This is a genomic window from Streptomyces sp. NRRL B-24484 (assembly GCF_000717715.1).
Classification (GTDB): Bacteria; Actinomycetota; Actinomycetes; order Streptomycetales; family Streptomycetaceae; genus Kitasatospora.
The window spans coordinates 23,364-38,635 of record NZ_JOAI01000014.1 but is presented as its reverse complement, the minus strand read 5'-3'; the positions used below and the strand labels follow the sequence as shown (position 1 = coordinate 38,635).

The following is a 15,272-nucleotide window of genomic DNA, read 5'->3' as shown; positions in this document are numbered from 1 at the left end:
GCAAAGTCATACGGGGCCGTGCAAAACGCCCAAACCAGGCATCGGCCGGTCCGGGCCGCCCGGCGGTGCCGTGCGTGTCGGGGGAGGCCCCGGAAGATCGCACGTGAAGCCCGGATACTGTGGATTTCGTGGACACCAGAGATGCGTTGGGATCGTGGCTGGACGGGCCGAAGGCCGCCGCCGAGAAGATGGGCGCCGACTTCGGCCACCGCGGCGAGCGCCTCGGTCTGCCGAAGGAGGGCCCGGGCTCCGTGGTCGGCCCCGGCCGGCGCCTCGGCGCCCTGTTCGTCGACGGCTGGCTCTGCAGCCTCGTCGCCTTCGGCCTGCTCTCCCGCGGGGACCAGGCCGGCGCCAACCTGTGGACGACCCCGCTCTTCTACGTCGTCACCGTCGTCCTGCTCGCCACCAGCGGCACCACCATCGGCAAGCGGCTCTTCGGCCTGCGCGTCGTCCGGCTGGACGGCACCCGCGCCTCGATCCCACAGGTGCTACTGCGCACCCTGCTGCTCTGCCTGATCGTGCCCGCCGCGATCTGGGACCGCGACACCCGCGGCCTGCACGACAAGGCCGTCGGCACCGTCGAGGTCCGCATCTGACACCCGGCGCCCCGCGCGGGCCGGGCCCACGGAACGTCGAACGGCCCCGGAACGTCGAACGGCCCCGCCGCGAGGATTCGCGGCGGGGCCGTGGTGTCGGTCGGGGTGGGGGGCTCAGCGGACCTGGCCGCCCTTGGGCATCCGGGCGCCCTTCGGCATCGGGCCCTTGGGGATCGGCGCGCGGGAGAGCAGGTCGCCCAGCGCGCGCAGCCGGTCGTTGGTCTCGGTGACCTGGGCCGGGGTGATCGCGCGCGGCAGCCGCATCAGGTGGATCTGCAGCTTCTTCAGCGGGATCTCGCCCTCGCCGTTGCCGACCATGATGTCGTGCACGGGGACGTCGCCGACGACCTTGGCCATCTTCTTCTTCTCGGCGGCCAGCAGCGGACGCACCCGGTTCGGGTTGCCCTCGCCGATCAGTGCGATGCCGGGACGGCCGACCGCGCGGTAGACCGCGTCCTGGCTGCGGGTGACCGCGACCGGGGTCGGGTTGGCGCTCCAGCCGCGCCGGATGTTGTTCAGCACCGCAGCGACCGCGCCCGGCTGGCCCTCCATCTGCCCGAAGGCGGCCCGCTCGGCCCGGCGTCCGAAGACCACCGCCACCGCCAGGAAGCCCACGACGAAGCCGAGGATGCCCAGGTAAACGGGGTGCCCGATCGCGAAGCCGATGGCGAGGAACACGCCGAAGGTGATGAGGCCGACTGCGGCGATGATCAGGCCGATCTTGGTGTCGACCTTCTTGGTCATGGTGTACGCCGTGCGGATCTGCTGCAGCCGCCCGGGGTTCTCGGATGTTTCCCTCGCCATAGGCCTCATGGTACGTGCCGGGGGGGCGGGTTATCCAAGGGCGGGGCCCCCTCCGGCCCCGACCCCGCCCGGACGGACCCGTCCGCGCCCGTGCGGGGAGCGGTCGACGGCCCCCGGAGGACGGCCCGGTACGGCTCAGGAAAGGCGGCGCGGACCGGGCGCCGCGTCCGCGTCGTCCCGCTCGGCGGCGTGCCGGCGGTTCTCGCAGACCGCGGCCCAGGCGTTGCGGCGGGCCTGCCGCTGGCCGCCGGCCAGCAGCACGCTCTCGGCATAGCGCAGGGCCCCGCCCACCGACGGCATCCGCGCCGGCAGCAGGCCGCGCTGCACTCCGCTCACTGCCCCCATGCTCAACAGCTCCCCTCAGGACCGGCGGGCGACTGACACGTCCAGGGTCGCCCGCAGGTGTTACCGATCGGTGACCTGCCGGTCAAAGTCGCATGAAAGCCGCACGACCGCAAGGCGGCCGCGCCGCAGGTACGCCGGAGGGCGGCAGGCCACTGCCCGCCGCCCTCCCGAGCTTCCGGTACGACCCTCGCGCGGCCCGCGCGAGGAGCCCCTCCGGGGCGCCCGGGGCCGTCCTCAGACCGCCGCGCGCTCGCGGTGCTCCAGCGCCTGCCGGTACAGCCGGCCCGCGCGGTACGAGGACCGCACCAGCGGACCCGACATCACGCCGGCGAAGCCGAGCTCCTCGGCCTCCTCCTGCAGCTCCACGAACTCCTGCGGCTTCACCCAGCGCTCCACCGGGTGGTGGCGCAGCGAGGGGCGCAGGTACTGGGTGATGGTGATCAGCTCGCAGCCGGCCCCGACCAGGTCGGCCAGCGCCTGGCTGACCTCCTCGCGGGTCTCGCCCATGCCGAGGATCAGGTTGGACTTGGTGACCAGGCCGGCCGCGCGGGCCTGCGTGATGACGTCCAGCGAGCGCTCGTAGCGGAAGGCCGGGCGGATCCGCTTGAAGATCCGCGGCACCGTCTCCACGTTGTGCGCCAGCACCTCGGGGCGGGACGAGAAGACCTCGGCGAGCTGCTCCGGGACGGCGTTGAAGTCCGGGATCAGCAGCTCCACACCGGTGCGGCCGGCCTCGCGGCCGGCGGTCATCGCGTGCACCTGGCGGACGGTCTCGGCGTACAGCCAGGAGCCGCCGTCCTCCAGGTCGTCGCGGGCGACACCGGTGATGGTTGCGTAGTTCAGGTCCATCGTGACGATGGACTCGGCGACCCGGCGCGGCTCGTCCCGGTCGAACTCGGCGGGCTTGCCGGTGTCGATCTGGCAGAAGTCGCAGCGGCGGGTGCACTGGTCACCGCCGATGAGGAAGGTGGCCTCGCGGTCCTCCCAGCACTCGAAGATGTTGGGGCAGCCGGCCTCCTGGCAGACCGTGTGCAGCCCCTCCTTCTTCACCAGCGAATGGAGGGCGTTGTACTCCGGGCCCATCTTCGCCCGGGTCTTGATCCACTCGGGCTTCCGCTCGATGGGGGTCTCGCTGTTGCGGACCTCCAGGCGGAGAAGCTTCCTGCCGTCGGGCGCGACAGCGGACACGTGCAACTCCTAGAACTAGACGGGGTACCCCCAGGGTACGCCTGTACTTTCATCGCCTGTACCGGGCCTGATGCCCCTCAATCGCAGGGCAACATGGCTACTGACCGGTAGATTCCCGCCCTCAGCGGGCGGGCGCGGGCTCCGGCAGCTCCGCGAAGACCTCGGCCAGGTGCTTGCGCACCACCGGCAGGGCATCCGCCACGCCGAACGGCCGGCCCAGCTCGCCGGCCAGCGAGCCCACGCCCGCGTCCCGGATCCCGCACGGCACGATCCGGTCGAACCAGGTCATGTCGGGGTCGCAGTTCAGTGCGAACCCGTGCATGGTCACGCCGCGCGCCACCCGGACGCCGATCGCCGCCAGCTTCCGGTCGTCGCCCCGCTGGCCCGCGTTCGACGGCGCGTACTCCGGACCGGCCAGCCGCGGGTCGATCCCCAGCGGCAGCCCCATCCGCAGCGTCAGCTTGCCGATCTCCACCACCTGCGACGGATCCACCACCGCGTCCGGGAGGTCCTCGCCGAGCACCCACACCCCGCTGCGGCCCTCCACCCGCGAGGTCGCGACCCCGACCTCGGCGCAGGCGCGGATCAGCGCCTCCTCCAGCCGGCGCACGTACGCCACCACGTCGACCGGGTCCGGCAGCTTCACGATCGGGTAGCCCACCAGCTGCCCCGGCCCGTGCCAGGTGATCTCGCCGCCCCGGTTCACCTGCACCACCGGGGTGCCGTCCAGCGGGAAGTCCTCCGGGTTGGTGCGCTTGCCCGCCGTGAACACCGGCGGGTGCTCCAGCAGCAGCACGGTGTCCGGGATCTCGTCCGCGACGCGCAGCGCGTGCAGCCGCTGCTGTTCCTCCCAGGCCTCCGGGTAGGGGACGGCGCCCTCGCCGATCCCCATCGTCACGAACCGTACGTCCTCGCTCACCGCTGCTCCTTGCCAGGCGTTCGAGACCAACCCGGTCACTGTACGCCTGCCCCCGGAGGAGCCGGTCGGCCCCCGAGACCCCCGGGGCCGCCGCCCCCGTCAGGCCCCGGCCAGGAGCTGGAGCCGCAGGGCGAGCTGCAGTTCCAGGGCGCGCTCGGGGGAGTTCCAGTCGCGGCCGAGCAGCACCTCGATCCGGTCCAGCCGCTGGACGACGGTGTTCACGTGGACGTGCAGTTCGTCCTTGGCCCGGGTGAGGCTGCCGCCGCAGTCGAAGTAGGCCCGCAGGGTGCGGACCAGCTCCGTCCCGCGCCGGGCGTCGTACGCCACCAGCGGGCCGAGTGCGGCCCCGACGAACCCCGCGACGTCGTGGCCGTCGCCGAGCAGGACGCCGAGGAAGCCGAGCCCCGCGGCGGAGGCCCCGCAGCCCTCGCGCCCGAGCACCCGCAGGGCCCGCACGCACCGCACGCCCTCGCCGTGCGCCGCCGCGAGCGCGGCCGGACCGGCGGCGGGCCCGCCCGCGCCGACGGTCACCGGGCAGCCGGCCAGCCGGGCGAGGCGTTCGGCGGCGTCCGAGGCGGCCCGGTCGGGCGGGGTGCCGTCGTCGGGCAGCAGCAGCACCACGGCCTCGCCGTGTTCGGCGCTGATGCCGCGGGTGCCGAAGAGGTGGCGGGCGGCGGCCCCGACGAGCCGGGAGCGGTCGGCGGGGTCGGCCTCGGCGACGAGCACGAGGTGGCGGCGGCCGAGGTCGACGCCGAGCCGGCGGCCGCGGGCGGTGAGGCCGGCGGGGTCGCGGTCGGGTGCGGTGAGCAGGTCGGCGAGGAGTTCGCCGCGGACGCGGTTCTCCGTCTCGGCGACGGAGCGCCGCAGCAGCAGGAGCAGCGCGGTGACCACGCTCGCCCGTTCGAAGATCCGCCGGTCGGCGTCGTCGAGGTCGGCGCGGCCGCGCAGCACCAGGCCGCCGAGCAGGTCGTGGCCGGCCAGGGCGGCGCAGACCCAGTCCTCGCCGCGGCGCACCGCGCGGCCCTCGGTGCGGGAGGCGGCGAAGGCCTCGGCGAGGTGGCGGGACGGACCGGCGGCGCCGTCCGGGCCGGGGCGGCCGGTGAGCGGGTGCCCCTCGGTGTCGTGGACGGTGACGCCGCCGCCGAGCAGGGTGGCGACCTCGGCGGCGACGTCGGCGGCCTCGGCACCGCGCAGCACCAGGTCGGTGAGCCGGTCGTGGGCCTGCTCGGCGCGCTGGACGGCGGCGGCGTGCGCCTGGATCACGTGGTTGGCGGCGGCGAGGTCGGTGAGCGCGGCCCGGGTGTCGGCGAGCGCCTTCGCGGTGTCCAGGGCGACGGCGGCGTGCGCGGCGAGGGTGCACAGCAGGGCGACCTCGTCCGGGGAGAACGCCCGGGGGGAGCGGTCGGCGGCGAACAGCACGCCGATCACCCGCCCGCCGAGCAGCAGCGGTACGCCGATGATCGCGACCAGGCCCTCGTCCAGCACACCGGCGTCGATGGTGCCGGTGTGGTGGAACCGCTCGTCGGTGCGGTAGTCGGGGGTGGCGTACGGCCGGGCGGTCTGGGCGACCAGGCCGCCGAGGCCGTCGCCGAGGCTGAGCCGCAGGGTCTGGAAGAGCTGCGAGACCGAGCCGTCGGTGACCCGCATGTAGGTGTCCCCGGCCGCCTCGTCGGGGAGGGTGAGGTACGCGGTGTGGGTGCCCAGCAGCATCCGGGCCCGGCGGACGATGGCCTGCAGTACGGCGTCCAGGTCGCGGGAGGCGGCGAGGTCGCCGGCGGTGTCGAAGAGCGCCGTCAGTTCCGCCTCGCGGCGCCGGTGCTGGCGCAGCGTCCGGTGCACCCGCAGCGCCTGCCAGGCTGCGGCGTCGATCTCGGCGAGCACCGCGGCGGGCGCGCCCTGCCGGCGCGCCTCGGAGAGCACCTCGGTGAAGTCCTCGGTGGCCGCGCCGGAGGCGAGCAGGTCGATCAGCCGGCGCAGGGCGGGGGCGGCGCTCTCGGTGGGCTCGTTCATGGTGCGGGCCATCGTGCCATTCATCCGTGCGGTCCGGGAGCGGCGCGGCCCGGGGCGGGGGAGCCGCCCCGGGCCGCGCCGGGCGGGTCAGCCGACCGGGACGCCCTCGCGGGCCGGCTCGGTGTCGGCGAGGTCCTCGCCACGGGTCTCCCGGGAGCAGAGCACCGCGAGGACGGTGATCGCGGCCGCGATCGCCACGTACACCGCGATCGGGGTCGAGCTGCCGTAGTCCTTGAGCAGCGCGGTGGCGATCAGCGGGGCCGGGGCACCGGCCGCCACCGAGGAGAACTGGGCGCCGATGGAGGCGCCGGAGTACCGCATCCGGGTGGCGAACAGCTCGGAGAAGAACGCCGCCTGCGGGGCGTACATCGCGCTGTGGAAGACCAGGCCGATCGTGATCGCCGCGACCAGCGCGCCGAAGGACTTCGTGTCGACCATGCCGAAGAAGACGAAGGCCCAGACGCCCACGCCGACCGCGCCGACCAGGTACACCGGCTTGCGGCCGACCCGGTCGGAGAGCGCGCCGAACAGCGGGATCAGCGCGAACTGGACGGCGGAGGCGATCAGCACCGCGTTCAGCGCGGTCTGCTTCGGCAGGTGGACGTGCCCGACCGCGTACGCCAGCACGAAGGTGGTCATCACGTAGTACGAGATGTTCTCGGCCATCCGGGCGCCCATGGCGACCAGCACGTCCCGCCAGTGGTTGCGCAGCACCGCGACCAGCGGCGGCTGTTCCACCGACGTCCGCTCCTTCGCGGCCCGGAGCGCCTGCTGGAACAGCGGCGACTCGTCCACCGCGAGCCGGATCCACAGGCCGACCGCGACCAGCACCGCGGAGAGCAGGAACGGCACCCGCCAGCCCCAGGAGAGGAAGGCCTCGTCCGACAGGGTCGCCGTCATCAGCGACAGCACGCCGGCCGCCAGCAGGTTGCCGGCCGGGGCGCCGCCCTGCGGCCAGGACGCCCAGAAGCCGCGCCGCGCCCGGTCGCCGTGCTCGGAGACCAGCAGCACCGCGCCGCCCCACTCGCCGCCCAGCGCGAAGCCCTGCACCAGCCGCAGCGCGGTGAGCAGCACCGGCGCGGCGACGCCGATCTGGCGGTACGTCGGCAGGCAGCCGATCAGCGTGGTCGCGCCGCCCATCAGCAGCAGGCTCAGCACCAGCAGCCGCTTGCGGCCGATCCGGTCGCCGAAGTGCCCGAACACCAGGGCGCCCAGCGGGCGGGCGGCGAAGCCGATGGCGTAGGTGAGGAAGGAGAGCAGCGTGCCGGTCAGCGGGTCGCTGTCGGGGAAGAACACCTTGCCGAAGACGAGGGCGGCGGCGGTGCCGTAGAGGAAGTAGTCGTACCACTCGACGGTGGTGCCGATGAGGCTGGCGCCGACCACCTTCCAGAGCGGGGAGCCTGGTCTCGCGACGTCGGGAGAGTGGGCCATGGGGTCACCTGTTCTCGGGGGAGGGGCTGTGCGGGAGGGTACGGGCGGGGCCCGCGGGGACGGAGGCCGGGAGGGCCGCGTCAGTGGGCCGTCCAGCCGCCGTCCACGGGCAGGCTGGCGCCGGTGATGTACGAGGCGGACGGCGAGCAGAGCCAGAGCGCGAGCTGCGCGACCTCGTCGGGTTCGATCAGCCGTTTGACGGCGGTGCGGTCGAGCATGATCTGCTCCACCACCTCGTCCTCGCGGATGCCGTGCGCCAGGGCCTGGGCGGCGACCTGCCGCTCCACCAGGGCGGTGCGCACGTAACCCGGGTTGATGCAGTTGCTGGTGACGCCGTGCGGGGCGCCCTCCAGGGCGGCGGTCTTGCTCAGCCCCTCCAGCCCGTGCTTGGCGGTCACGTACGCCGACTTGAAGGCGCTGGCGCGCAGCCCGTGCACCGAGGAGATGTTGACGATCCGTCCCCACGCGTTCCCGTACATGTGCGGCAGGGTGCGGCGGATGATCCGGAACGGGGCCTCCACCATGACCCGCTGGATCAGCGCGAACCGCTCGGTCGGGAACTCGTGCAGCGGGGCGACGTGCTGCAGGCCGGCGTTGTTGACGACGATGTCCGCGTCGTCGGGCAGGGCGTCCACCGCCTGCGGGTCGGAGAGGTCGGCGACGACGGCGACCCCGCCGATCCGCCCGGCGAGCTCCTCGGCCGGGGCGGCGGCGACGTCGACGACGTACACCCGTGCGCCGGCCGCGGCGAAGGCCTCGGCGCAGGCCCGGCCGATCCCGGAGGCGGCTCCGGTGACCAGTGCCGTCCGGCCCTGCAGGGCCGGCGGCGGGGCGGGGGCTGAAGTGGTGTCCATGGCCGAGAACGGTAGGAATCCTGCGCGCCCGCTCCCATGTGTGCGGGCGACACAGGTCTGCGTCGGCGGATGTGCTCGGACGCCATGGCAGGCCGCAGGGCGCACCGGTGGTGCAAGCCAAACCCCCTGTGCGCCCGCTTCCCCGTAACGGGCGCCCTTGCATCACCCGTTCGGAGGATTGCACGCCCGAATCGACCCATAGCGCCCGAATGCTCGCTACTGTCACGCCGATTCCCGACAGGGGGCGTCGCCCGAAAACCGGGGGGACCGGAGCGGCGCTCGAGAGGTGTTGACTGATATGCCCCAACGGCCTGTGACCGACAGCCCGGCGTTCGGACCGCTCGATGCGCTCGACCCGCACGAAGTGCAGGCCGGGGCCCCTCCGCAGGTGTCCGACGAAGACGACGACCGCCCGGTGGAGACCGCCACCGGGAACCACCGCACCCAGAACCCGCAACTCGCCGCGCTCATCGAGGAGTCCGGCTTCTCGCACGCCGGTCTGGCCCGCCGGGTCGACCAGCTCGGCCTGGAGCACGGCCTCGACCTGCGCTACGACAAGACCTCGGTGACCCGCTGGCTGCGCGGCCAGCAGCCCCGCGGCGCCACCCCGGCGCTGATCGCCGAGGTCTTCACCCGGCGGCTCGGCCGCCGCCTCACCGCCCAGGACGTCGGCCTCGACGCCTGCGCCCCGGTCTACGCCGGGCTGGAGTTCGCCGAGACCCCGCAGGAGGCCGTCGACATCGTCGCCTCCATGTGGCGCAAGGACAACGGCCCGTACGCCGAACTCCGCAAGATCGCCTTCACCCCGGCCGGCCTCGTCGTGCCCAGTCGCGACTGGCTGATCGGCCGCACCGACGAGCGGGTCGCCCGGGACGCCACCACGCTGCCCCCGGAGGAGCTGGCCGGCACCCGGCCCACCGCCGCCGGGGCCGTCCGCGGTCCGGCGCGGCCCGTCCCCGGGCGCGTCCCGCAGCAGGCCCGCCGGCCGCTGCCCGGCACCGACGCCGCCGAGCAGAACGCCCCCGGCCGGGACTCCCGCCCGGCCGTCCGGGTCGGCCGTGGCGACATCGCCGCCATCCGCGCGGTCGGCGACCTCTTCCGGGCGCTCGACCACGCCTACGGCGGCGGCCACGCCCGGCAGGCCCTGGTCCGCTACCTGGAGAGCGAGGCCGAGCCGATGCTGCGCGGCCGCTACGGCGAGCAGATCGGCCGGGCGCTGTTCGGCGCCGTCGCCGACCTCACCCGGCTGGCCGGCTGGACGTCCTTCGACATCGCGGCGCACGGCCTCGCCCAGCGGTACTTCGTCCAGTCGCTGCGGCTCTCCCAGGCCGCGGGGGACCGCGTGCTCGGCGGCTTCGTGCTCACCACCATGAGCCAGCAGGCCGTCCACCTCGGCCACGGCCGGGAGGCGATCCAGCTCGCCCGGGTCGCCCAGCAGGGCGTCGGCACCACGGCGGCCCCGGTCGTCCAGGCGCTGATGCACGCGGCCGAGGCCCGCGGCCACGCCCTGCTCGGCGACGTCCGCTCCTGCACGGCGGCGATGGTCCGCTGCGAGCGGGCGTTGGCCACCGCCCGGCCGGGCGACGAGGCACCGTCCTGGGCACGCTACTTCGACGAGGCCCAGCTGGCCGACGAGTTCGCGCACTGCTACCGCGACCTGCAGCAGTGGCGGCCCGCCGCCCAGCACGCCGAGAAGTCGCTGCGGCTGCGCGCCCCCGCCTACGCCCGCAGCCGGATCCTCTGCCGCCTGGTGCTGGCCACCTCGCGGCTCGGCATGGGCGAGGTCGAGGAGTCCTGCACGATGGCGGGCGAGTCGCTGCGGGCCGCCGGCGAGATGCGCTCCGCCCGCACGGTGGAGTACCTGCGGGACTTCCACCGCCGCCTCGCCCCCTACCGGGCCACCCCGACCGTGCGGGCCTTCGAGGAGGCCGCCCGCCAGGCCGGGGTGATCTGAGCGCCGTCCGGTCAGGCCGCCACGTCGGAGGCCCGCACCGTCGGCTCCAGCCCGAGGTCGCGCAGCACCGCCTGCGCGGCCCGGCGCCCGGACACCAGGGCGCCCTGGACGCTGCTGGTGTCCCGGTGGTCGCCGCAGACGTACAGCCCGGCCAGGACCCGCACCGACCGGCGGAAGTGGTGCGGGGCGGGCATCGCCGGTACGGCGTCCGGGGCGTGGCGGACGCTCAGGAACTCCCACCGGGTGGTGGACGTGCCGTACAGCTCGGCCAGCCGCCGGCGCACCACCGGCTCGAACCCGGCCGGGCCGCCGATGTCGTAGCCCCGCCGTCCCAGCACGGTGGTGGCCACCAGTGCCCGCCCGGCCGGCGCGTACGAGGGGTGCACGTCGCTGAGCACCAGCGTGTGCGCCACCCCGGACCGGTCGGCGTCCAGCAGCAGCGACGGCTCGCCCAGCGGCGAGCGGTCCGCCGCGTGGAAGTACGTGGTCACCGGGTGGAAGTCCGGCAGCCGCAGCCCCGGCAGCAGCGCGGCCGCCGACCGGGCGTCGCAGGCCAGCACCACGGCCTGCGCGGCCACCCGGCCGTGCCGGGCGGTCTCCACGCCGTCCGCGGACACCGCGGTGACCGCCACCCCGGTCCGCACGGTGCCGGCCGGCAGGCCCTCGGCCAACTGCGCCGGCACCGAGGCCGTTCCGCCGGCGGGCAGGCAGAGCCGGCCCCGGGCGTACGAGCGCAGCACCAGGTCGGCCACCCGGCTGCTGGTGGTCAGCGAGCGGTCGGCCAGCAGTGCGCCCAGCAGCGGGCGCAGGAAGCCCTCGACGGTCCGTCCGCCGAGCCCGCGGTCGGCCAGCGCGCGGGCCGCGGTGGTCTCCGGCCGCGCGAGCAGCCGGGGGACGGGCGTGGCGGCGAGCCGGTTCAGCGCGGCGGCGAGCCGGGCCCGCTCCAGCGGACTGCCGAGCGCCCCGCCGAGCGCGCCCCGGCCGGCGGCCTGCTGGGGGACGCCCGCCCGGTAGCGGCGGCCCGCACTGTGCACCAGCACGCCCGGCGCCAGCGGACGCAGGTCCAGCCGGTCCGGGTCGAGCCGGCGGGCCGGCTCCGGGTGGTCGGTGTTGAGCAGGTGGATGCCGTGGTCGAGCCGGAATCCGTCCAGCTCGTCCGAGGCCATCCGGCCGCCGATGCGCCGGGCGGCCTCCAGGACCTGGACGTCGAGGCCCTGTTCGGTCAGCGCGCGGGCGGCGGCCAGGCCCGCGAGGCCGGCACCGACCACGACCACGTCCGGGTCGGACGGCTGGCGGGAACGGCGGATGAAGTCGTATGCGGGCACGGGTGTGCTCCCTCCCTGACGGCGGCCTCCGGGCCCGCGCGGCGGCGGCCGGGCCCCGGGGAGCTCCGGCCGAGGCGGGCAGCGGGGTGCCGGGTACGGTCCGTCAAACGTGATGCCCCGTCAATGTGCTGATCAGACCGGCGCGGCCGGTGGAATCGGCCCCGACCACCGGGTCGTGGTGGCACTGCGGAGGGGACCGGTCACCGGGCGTGCGCCGGACCAGCGGCGATCCGGCGGCGCCGGGCGCACACGGTCACGGAGGGCGCGACGGCGCGCCCTCCGTCTGCAACCGTGCGCCCCTGTGCGCCCGGTGGGCGGACCGGGCCCGCCCCACGTACGGGGGCGCTTACCCGGAACCGGACCCTCTCAGTCCTGCCCGTCTCCCGCCCGTTTCGCGCGCGGATCCCGCGCGTCTCCCGCGCGTCTCCCGCCCGGATCCTTCAGTCCAGCAGGGCCGCCCGCACCATCGACTCCGCGTCGGGGTGCCGGAACCGGAAGCCGGCCGCCAACAGCCGCTCCGGCAGCACCCGGTGGCTGCCCACCACCTCGACGGCCATGTCCCCGAGCACCGTCCTCAGCGCGATCTCCGGCACCGCCATGACCGTCGGCCGCCCCAGCACCCGCCCGAGGACCTCCGTCAGCTCCGCATTGGTCACCGGGCGCGGACCGGTCAGGTCGACCGGACCGGACAGGTCCGCACGGTCGATCAGGAACCGCATCGCCGCCACCTCGTCGGCCAGCGACAGCACGCTCCAGTACTGCCCGCCCGAACCCAGCCGCCCGCCCAGCCCGAGCCGGAACAGCGGCAGCATCCGCCCCAGCGCACCGCCGCGCGCGGACAGCACCAGCCCGGTGCGCGGGTGCACCACCCGGATCCCGGCGTCCTCCGCCGGCCGGGCGGCGGCCTCCCACTCGACGCACACCCGGGCCAGGAAGTCGTCCCCGGCGGGTGACTCCTCGTCGATGACCCGGTCCCCGGTCTGGCCGTAGAAGCCGACCGCGGACGCGCTCACCAGGACCTTCGGCGGCCGCTGGAGCTCCGCCAGCGCACCCGCCACGGTCTCCGTGCCGAGTACCCGGCTGTCCCGGATCTCCTGCCGGTACGCCTGCGACCACCGCCGGTCGGCGACCCCGGCGCCGGCCAGGTGGACCACCGCGTCGGTGCCCTCCAGCCCGGCCGCGTCCACCTGCAGCAGACGGGGGTTCCAGCCGATCCCGACCGTCCCGTCCGGCTGCCGCCCCACCCGGCTGCGCTGTCGCACCAGCCGCACCACCTCGTGCCCGTCCGCGAGCAGCGAGCGGACAAGAGCAGAACCGATCAGACCCGTGGACCCCGTCACCGCGATGCGCATGCCCCCATCCTCCCAGCTCCGCACCCACACCACGCCCAGCACCCGGCGCGCGCCGCCTCCCACAACCCGGGAGGGCACAGTGCCGCACCGCCGTCCCCACCGGGCACCCCGCCCCCACCCGCCCCCACCCGCCCCCGTAGCCCCGGGCCCCACCTCCTACCATGACCCCCATGCCGCACGACGAGCTGACGATCCGTACCGCCCGTGCCGAGGACGACGCCGAACTCGCCGCGCTCGACCGCGCCGTCTGGTCCGTCCTCAGCGAGGTGGCCCCCCGCCGTGCCGAGGGCACCGCCTTCTTCGACGCGCGGCACGCCCCCGACGGCTACCTGGTCGCCGAACTCGGCGGCCGGGTCGTCGGATACGTGCGCCAGACCGCGCCGACCCCGCTCGCCAGCAACCGCCACGTCCGCCAGATCCAGGGTCTCGCCGTCGACCACGGCGTCCGCGGCCACGGCGTCGGCCGGGCCCTCGTCGAGGCCGCCTGTGCGGCCGCCGCCGCGGCCGGGGCCCGCCGGATGACCCTGCGGGTGCTCGGCCACAACACCCCCGCCCGACACCTGTACGAGCGCTGCGGCTTCACGGTGGAGGGCGTGCTGCGCGAGGAGTTCCTGCTGGACGGCGCCTACGTGGACGACGTCTGGATGGGCCGCCCGCTCGTCGGCTGACGGCCCACCAGGGGGCTGCGGCGGCCCGGCCGGTCCAAGTCGTGACCTTGCCGCCCCTGCCCGGCCGTACCCCGGGACCGGTACCGTACGGCCGTGAGCACATCGATTCCTCCCGGCTGGTACCCGACCCCGGAGCCCGGGCCGGGCGGCACCGCGCAGGAACGCTGGTGGGACGGCAACGCCTGGACCGCCGAGGTCCGGGGCGCCCAGTCCGCAGCGGCCCCGCAGATCGCCGACGCCCCCACCCAGGCCTGGGCCGGCCAGGCCGTCCCGCAGCCCGGGTACGGCTACCCGCAGCAGCAGCCGGGGCAGTACGGCTACCCGCAGGCCGGCCCGCCCTACGCCTACCCGTCGACGGCGGCCGGCCCGAAGAACCGCAACGGCCTGATCATCGGCATCGCCGCCGGTGTGCTGGCCCTCGCGGCGGTGGCCGCCGTGGTGCTGGTGGTCTCCAACAGCGACGACGACAAGCCGGTCGTGACGGCGCCGCCGCCGGTGAGCTTCTCCGCCTCCCCGCGGACCAGCCCGAGCCTGCCGCGGACCAGCCCCAGCCCGCGCACCAGCACGCCGCCGCTGGCCGGCAGCACCATGACCGACGTGCTGCACGGCTGGCGCGTGCCGCGGCCCACCGGCTGGACGGTGCACGCCAGCAGCGGCAGCAGCTCCGTCTACGAGGTCACCGGCCCGTACGACTGCGGCATGGAGTCGCAGTGCATCCGCGGTCAGTTCTCCATCGAGACGCTGTCGGTACCCGGCACGGACGCGGCCACGGTCGCGAAGGCGCAGATGGCCCTGTACGCCCCGCGGGTCTTCGGTGACCTCACCGACCACGACGAGCTGGCCTCCGGGCCCGTGGCGGTCGCGGGTTCGATCGGCTACGCGGTGCGCTGGCACGTCACGCCCGAGCAGGGCGCCGCCGGCTACGTGCTGATGGTGGCCGTGCCCGACAGCCGCGGCAGCGGCTTCGTGCTGCTGCACGGCGGTGTGGACGACGACCCGCAGGCACCCTCCTTCGGCACCGTCGACGCGATCGTCGCCGGCATCCGCCCCACCACCCCGGGCAGCGGCGCCTGACCCGCGTCCCGGCCGGCGCCGCAGCGCCGGCCGGGACCGCCGCCTGGGCGCCCGCCGGCGCCCGCCTCACCGCCCGAAGCGCTCCCACAGCCGCGGGAAGCGCTTGGCCATGATGCCGTCGTCCTCGAAGTCGAACGGTGCGCCCTCCGGGTCGTCCTGAGGCGGGAGACCGAGGTCGGGCAGCGGCAGACCGGTCAGCTGCTCGTGCGCCTCGTCGGCGGCGTAGCCGAGGTCCTCTGCCTCGCCGTCCTCCTCCTCGTCGAAGTCGGGCACCAGCGCGGCCAGCTCGTCCGGCACGTGCACCGCGTGCTCGTACACCTCGCGGCCCTGGCCGATCAGCCAGCAGCGGAAGAAGTCGAAGTCGTCCGCGGACGCGCCGCCCAGCATCAGGTGCGCGGCGGCCCACAGCTCGGTGGTGAAGGCCCGCTGGAACCGGGCCTCGAACAGCCGGGCGAAGTCGACGACGTCGTCCGGGGTGAGCTGCGCCAGCCGGTCCACCAGCGCGTCGGCCTGGTCGTCCGGGTCGCCCGCCGCGGCCTCGCGGGTCTCGTCGATCAGCTGCCAGAAGTCCGTCTCGTACATCACCGCTCCAGCATCCACGCTCACCCCGGCCAATGCATGCGAGGCGCGACGGGGAGGGGCGGAGCGGCCCTCCGGGGGCGCGCGGGCACGGCCCCCGCCCCGGGACGAGGGCGGACGAAACGACGGACCCCCGCCCCGAGCCGAAGGGCCCGCCGGCGACGAGAGCGAGG

The 15,272-nt window shown here is 75.2% G+C and carries 14 protein-coding genes; 4 read left to right on the top strand and 10 right to left on the bottom strand.

The window, feature by feature from the left end:
- Positions 1-128 precede the first annotated feature (128 nt).
- Positions 129-596 carry an RDD family protein gene (locus IE98_RS0115055; RefSeq protein ID WP_030269109.1) on the top strand — a complete coding sequence of 156 codons (468 nt, stop codon included), beginning with the start codon at positions 129-131 and terminating at the stop codon, positions 594-596.
- 114 nt (positions 597-710) lie between these two features.
- Here IE98_RS0115055 and IE98_RS0115050 read toward each other — a convergent pair whose 3' ends face one another.
- From IE98_RS0115050 to IE98_RS0115020, 7 genes are all read right to left on the bottom strand, one after another.
- Positions 711-1,400, bottom strand: coding sequence for a DUF4191 domain-containing protein (locus tag IE98_RS0115050; protein WP_030269107.1), 690 nt, complete (start codon positions 1,398-1,400; stop codon positions 711-713).
- Between the two features lie 135 nt (positions 1,401-1,535).
- Complete coding sequence (locus tag IE98_RS0115045) at positions 1,536-1,736, bottom strand: hypothetical protein (RefSeq protein ID WP_324605773.1); 201 nt, start codon at positions 1,734-1,736, stop codon at positions 1,536-1,538.
- Positions 1,737-1,979: 243 nt separating this feature from the next.
- Positions 1,980-2,933: a lipoyl synthase gene (locus IE98_RS0115040; RefSeq protein WP_030269103.1), complete on the bottom strand. Its 954-nt coding sequence runs from the start codon at positions 2,931-2,933 to the stop codon at positions 1,980-1,982.
- Between the two features lie 121 nt (positions 2,934-3,054).
- On the bottom strand, positions 3,055-3,825 hold the full coding sequence (gene lipB, locus IE98_RS0115035; RefSeq protein WP_030269101.1) for a lipoyl(octanoyl) transferase LipB: 771 nt from the start codon (positions 3,823-3,825) through the stop codon (positions 3,055-3,057).
- Between the two features lie 126 nt (positions 3,826-3,951).
- The gene (locus IE98_RS0115030; protein ID WP_030269100.1) at positions 3,952-5,862 is read right to left on the bottom strand and encodes a helix-turn-helix domain-containing protein; all 1,911 of its coding nucleotides are present in this window, start codon (positions 5,860-5,862) and stop codon (positions 3,952-3,954) included.
- Positions 5,863-5,949: 87 nt separating this feature from the next.
- The gene (locus tag IE98_RS0115025) at positions 5,950-7,293 is read right to left on the bottom strand and encodes an MFS transporter (protein ID WP_030269098.1); all 1,344 of its coding nucleotides are present in this window, start codon (positions 7,291-7,293) and stop codon (positions 5,950-5,952) included.
- An 80-nt stretch (positions 7,294-7,373) separates the two neighbouring features.
- On the bottom strand, positions 7,374-8,147 hold the full coding sequence (locus IE98_RS0115020) for a 3-hydroxybutyrate dehydrogenase (protein WP_030269096.1): 774 nt from the start codon (positions 8,145-8,147) through the stop codon (positions 7,374-7,376).
- A gap of 388 nt (positions 8,148-8,535) precedes the next feature.
- Here IE98_RS0115020 and IE98_RS0115015 point away from each other — a divergent pair, with 388 nt between their 5' ends.
- On the top strand, positions 8,536-10,101 hold the full coding sequence (locus tag IE98_RS0115015) for a regulator (RefSeq protein ID WP_420706187.1): 1,566 nt from the start codon (positions 8,536-8,538) through the stop codon (positions 10,099-10,101).
- Between the two features lie 11 nt (positions 10,102-10,112).
- On the opposite strand, the gene IE98_RS0115010 is transcribed toward IE98_RS0115015, so the two are convergent.
- Together IE98_RS0115010 and IE98_RS0115005 are read right to left on the bottom strand one after the other, a co-directional pair.
- On the bottom strand, positions 10,113-11,426 hold the full coding sequence (locus IE98_RS0115010; protein WP_043174229.1) for an NAD(P)/FAD-dependent oxidoreductase: 1,314 nt from the start codon (positions 11,424-11,426) through the stop codon (positions 10,113-10,115).
- Positions 11,427-11,866: 440 nt separating this feature from the next.
- Complete coding sequence (locus tag IE98_RS0115005) at positions 11,867-12,778, bottom strand: TIGR01777 family oxidoreductase (RefSeq protein WP_030269091.1); 912 nt, start codon at positions 12,776-12,778, stop codon at positions 11,867-11,869.
- Between the two features lie 161 nt (positions 12,779-12,939).
- On the opposite strand from IE98_RS0115005, the gene IE98_RS0115000 reads away from it, so the two are divergent.
- On the top strand, positions 12,940-13,446 hold the full coding sequence (locus tag IE98_RS0115000) for a GNAT family N-acetyltransferase (RefSeq protein WP_030269089.1): 507 nt from the start codon (positions 12,940-12,942) through the stop codon (positions 13,444-13,446).
- Positions 13,447-13,539: 93 nt separating this feature from the next.
- A complete protein-coding gene (locus IE98_RS0114995) occupies positions 13,540-14,520 on the top strand; it encodes a DUF2510 domain-containing protein (RefSeq protein ID WP_030269087.1) in 981 nt (326 codons plus the stop codon).
- A 66-nt stretch (positions 14,521-14,586) separates the two neighbouring features.
- Here the strand turns inward: IE98_RS0114995 and IE98_RS0114990 are convergent, their stop codons facing one another.
- Complete coding sequence (locus IE98_RS0114990) at positions 14,587-15,102, bottom strand: DUF4240 domain-containing protein (protein ID WP_030269085.1); 516 nt, start codon at positions 15,100-15,102, stop codon at positions 14,587-14,589.
- Positions 15,103-15,272: the final 170 nt, after the last annotated feature.

Bases quoted from the DNA above. Each gene is read 5' to 3' on its own strand.
- IE98_RS0115050 (WP_030269107.1), bottom strand. From the start codon at position 1,400: ATGGCGAGGGAAACATCCGAGAACCCCGGGCGGCTGCAGCAGATCCGC.
- lipB (WP_030269101.1), bottom strand. From the start codon at position 3,825: ATGGGGATCGGCGAGGGCGCCGTCCCCTACCCGGAGGCCTGGGAGGAA.
- IE98_RS0115030 (WP_030269100.1), bottom strand. From the start codon at position 5,862: ATGAACGAGCCCACCGAGAGCGCCGCCCCCGCCCTGCGCCGGCTGATC.
- IE98_RS0115025 (WP_030269098.1), bottom strand. From the start codon at position 7,293: ATGGCCCACTCTCCCGACGTCGCGAGACCAGGCTCCCCGCTCTGGAAG.
- IE98_RS0115020 (WP_030269096.1), bottom strand. From the start codon at position 8,147: ATGGACACCACTTCAGCCCCCGCCCCGCCGCCGGCCCTGCAGGGCCGG.
- IE98_RS0115005 (WP_030269091.1), bottom strand. From the start codon at position 12,778: ATGCGCATCGCGGTGACGGGGTCCACGGGTCTGATCGGTTCTGCTCTT.
- IE98_RS0115000 (WP_030269089.1), top strand. From the start codon at position 12,940: ATGACCCCCATGCCGCACGACGAGCTGACGATCCGTACCGCCCGTGCC.
- IE98_RS0114990 (WP_030269085.1), bottom strand. From the start codon at position 15,102: ATGTACGAGACGGACTTCTGGCAGCTGATCGACGAGACCCGCGAGGCC.